Annotated in this window: 3 protein-coding genes; 2 read left to right on the plus strand and 1 reads right to left on the minus strand. The window is 36.7% G+C overall.

Going from position 1 to position 3614, the window contains the following annotated elements; genetic code table 11:
• The first annotated feature begins 861 nt into the window (after positions 1-861).
• Positions 862-2277, plus strand: a complete 1416-nt coding sequence (locus tag AAC037_RS21665; RefSeq protein WP_339905553.1) for a sensor histidine kinase — start codon at positions 862-864, stop codon at positions 2275-2277.
• Positions 2278-2320: 43 nt separating this feature from the next.
• Positions 2321-2980, plus strand: a complete 660-nt coding sequence (locus AAC037_RS21670; RefSeq protein ID WP_339905554.1) for a LytTR family DNA-binding domain-containing protein — start codon at positions 2321-2323, stop codon at positions 2978-2980.
• A gap of 360 nt (positions 2981-3340) precedes the next feature.
• Here AAC037_RS21670 and AAC037_RS21675 read toward each other — a convergent pair.
• The coding region (locus tag AAC037_RS21675; RefSeq protein WP_339905555.1) for a hypothetical protein at positions 3341-3614 on the minus strand (274 nt) is incomplete at its 5' end.

Raw genomic sequence — 3614 nt, forward strand, 5'->3', positions numbered from 1 at the left:
GGAATTCTATACGTTCTTGATTTTGGCGGCATTGTTGCGCTTTTTCTGCAACAATACTGACAAAATCATATTGACGAAAGCGCATTAAGGGATTAAACGGTGGATTTAAAACTTACATGATTCGTCAAATAAATTCGGTTTTTCCAACAAATCCCCTCCCGATTAAAGTCGGGACAGGCTTAACCCCCTTTCCCTAAGGGGGAGTCGCTGGCTATTGAATTTGGAGCGGCTTTTAGGGTCGTGTTATTTTTTAGTAATTTAAGCATCTGATCAGGTGATTCTTTTGGGTTTGCCTTACTTCTGTTTTATTATGATGCTACAAAGAATTTCGGTTTTCGGCAACTCCCTTCCCGATTATTGTCTGGACAGCCTTAGCCATCTTAATAGGGAGGATTTGATTCGTTTTTTATAATTGTTTACATTAACCTATGGCTTCGGCTCCGCTCAGCCACCGGTATAGCATTCTTCTTCTCTAGGCTTCGGCAAGCTCAGCTGCCGGTCATCGTTTCTGATCCGTCACCGGGACTCAGCTAGCGGCGAATAAGCAATGGTGGTCAAGAACATTTCCATCCCTGTATCACCCCATTTCGTCACATTTCTTTGATTGAAGCTTCTGAATGGAATATTCTTGTGTAAATATTAACAGGCATCAAAACTTGTTATTACACGATCCGGATGTTTTCAATGAAGAATCGCTATGACCAAAAACAACAAAAAATGTTTTATACTATTGATTATTGCAGGCTTGCTGTACAATATCTACCTGGCTTATGCTGCCCATAAATATTCCAATCAAATAAACCCACTCAGAACCGAATGCAAAATATTCGGTTTAAATTTTAATCTATAAATTGAACAAATATGAAAAATAAACCTTTGGCATTTCGGCAAATCGAATGGTGGATCGTTACCCTGGTCTTTCTGATAATTGTTTTGGTCAATATACTCAGTGCAGGTAATGGGGGTTATCATTTGATTAATGATGGTTTAATTAGCTATTTCGCCAAAATTATTATTCCGCTACTATTATTTCTAGTCTTTTTCCTGTTTCATAAGGTACTGATACCTAATTACCTAAAGAATAAAAAAATGGCACGCTTGATTATACTAAGCGTTTTAATTGCCATTTTCTCCTACATCATCATTACTTTATTTTCTGATGGAGCAAATATTACTGAAGCTCCTTTTACGGCCTACTATTTTAAAATAATGGCCATTTATTTAGGCTATTTGGTTTGGGTGATCTTTTTGAAGCAAGTGTTGACCCCTCCAAAAATGAAGGATTTTCAACCCTACAATTCAATTCGCCTAGGTAGTATTTTGTTTTTTCTGACATTATTCCTTCTCCAGGTTAATGAGCTTGTGCATAGGGGGATCGCCCTTGTATTGGCCTTTGCACTACCAACAATTGTTTTGATATTGGTTTATAATTATTTCCTTATTTATAAAAAACGACAGGCGGGAAAAAGAAAGGCTGCCAACTGGTTTAATATTACTTTATTATTCATCCTCCCAGGTACATTTATTTTTATTGGCTTAGTTGAACAGGAAGAAATTCCACTTTTAATTGGTCTGGGCATCGGTTTATTGATCCAACTGGTTATTATCCCCCTCTCCAATCTTGCTTTTGAAAAGTATTTTGGGTTGGTAGGTCAAATTAAAAACCTAAGCCATAAAGTAAATGTGGGCTCGGCCAATTTAAGCTTTCTTAAATCGCAAATCAATCCCCATTTCTTGTTCAATGCATTGAATACCCTTTACGGTACTGCTTTGATGGAAAACGCAGAAAAAACGGCAGATGGGGTTCAAAAACTTGGAGACATGATGCGCTTTATGATTCATGAAAACCAACAAGATAAAATCCCCCTAAAAAGAGAAATTGCCTATGTTAAAAACTACTTGGACCTTCAAATGCTACGTTTTGAGAATGAAGAGAACCTCTCGGTTGATTTTAAATTACCAACAGCTGAATGTGATGGGAATATAGCTCCCATGTTGCTGATACCTTTTGTAGAAAATGCATTCAAGCATGGCATTAGCACCAATAACAAGTCCTGGATAAGGATCAACCTACGCTGCATGCAAGGAACGGTACACCTGGATTTGGTCAATAGTATCCATCCAAAAAAAGTGACGGATGATCCCAAAGATGAATCCGGGATAGGATTGGAAAATGTAAGAAAGCGACTGCAACACTATTATTCCGGAAAGTATAGTCTTTCCACCATTTCCAATGAAAGTGAATTTTTCGTACATTTCTCCTTACAACTAGATTGATTTAACCTGAAGACCTTCTATTACCTAGTACAAATTTAACTTTATGTTAAAAGCAATAGCAATTGATGATGAGCGAATGGCTTTGGAGGTGATCAAATCCCACGCCTCCAAAGTTCCTTTCATTAGTCTGGAAGCCGTTTTTTCTGATGGCATCCAGGGACTGGAGTACCAAAGCCAACAACCGGTAGACCTTATTTTCTTGGACATCAATATGCCTGATATTTCAGGAATCGACCTGATGGCCATGCTTCCTGAATCCACAATGGTCATCTTTACTACCGCCTATTCAGAATACGCGGTAAAAGGTTTTGAACTCAATGCACTGGATTACCTTTTAAAGCCATTTCCCCTAAGTCGCTTTTTAAAAGCCTGTCAAAAAGCAAGAGATTGGAAAGCTTTGCAACCTTCAGAAGAACCTGAGTTTGTATTTATCAAGACTACAGACAGCCAACAAAGGGTGAATTTTTATGAGCTATTGTTCTGTGAAGCCTCAGGAAATTACGTTAGCCTGCAATTGAAAAATGAAAAGATAATGAGTAGGATGACTTTTAAAGAATTGGAAAAGCTACTCCCCTCCTATTTTATCCGTACCCATAGGTCCTTTATGGTCAATAAAAATAGGATTAATAAAAAAGAACGACACCAAGTACAAGTAGATGAGCATTTTATTCCGGTAAGTATGTCTTATACTGATTTTATTTAGCAGACATAAGGGTTTCGAGAATTTACATTTTAATTACAGAATAAATTCACTATATTAATAGTAGATACCATATTTACGAAACGAACACTTGTATTTGGTTGGCTAGAATGTGAAAGAGTTATGAAAAACAATTTAATATACCATCTAGTGGCTAATGCTACGTTCGTATTAATACTGTACCCCTGGTTAGAAGGATATATATCTACCGGTCAATTTGTTATCGCTGCTTTTATTTATTCTTTCATTTATCATCCTATTGTTGATTATTACCGACTTAGAGCTTTAGGTAAAATAAGAGAAAAGGATTTTAGCAAGATGTGGAAATGGGGCACATTATACAGATTTAAGTATTACAATCAATTAATGTTTGGAAAGTAGGTAAGCATTATTTTCTTCAGGAAATTCTCTTTGATCCAATCCTTGCAGTGATGTTGAAATCAGTAAAGGAATTGATGATTTTTTGTACTTCGGCAAGCGCAACAAGCCAAAATAATTATATAATCCTGAAAATGAGCCTGCCCAAGAGTTCAAGGAAGTAAATGAAATTAAAAAGCCAGTCCATAAACAATGAACTGGCTTTTGAAATTTTATTAGGGCTTGTTGGAAAATTCGATAAAACTTGACCACGTAAGGG

This window comes from uncultured Cyclobacterium sp. (assembly GCF_963976465.1).
Taxonomy (GTDB): domain Bacteria; phylum Bacteroidota; class Bacteroidia; order Cytophagales; family Cyclobacteriaceae; genus Cyclobacterium.